This is a genomic window from Leifsonia sp. SIMBA_070 (assembly GCF_046534635.1).
Taxonomy (GTDB): Bacteria; Actinomycetota; Actinomycetes; order Actinomycetales; family Microbacteriaceae; genus Leifsonia.
Window position 1 is genome coordinate 1 of record NZ_JAWRYK010000802.1, and the last position, 243, is coordinate 243.

1 pseudogene is annotated in these 243 nt (G+C 64.6%); it reads right to left on the minus strand.

The annotated features are described in order from the left end of the window. Nucleotides 1-243: pseudogene (locus SB754_RS22430) on the minus strand (thymidine phosphorylase); the annotation flags it as partial.

The following is a 243-nucleotide window of genomic DNA, read 5'->3' on the forward strand; positions in this document are numbered from 1 at the left end:
ATTCGCGTACCTCGTTGGCGTTGCCTGCGGTGAGGCCGAGCGGCGTCGACATGTCGGTCAGCAGCGCCGTGGTGGCAACGCCCGAGTCGGTTCCGAGCGCGACCATCGTCTCGGCGAGTTCCTTCGCCTTGGCGAAGTCCTTCATGAAGGCGCCGGAGCCGAACTTGACGTCGAGCACGAGCGACTCGGTGCCTTCGGCGATCTTCTTCGACATGATGCTCGACGCGATCAGCGGGATCGCCT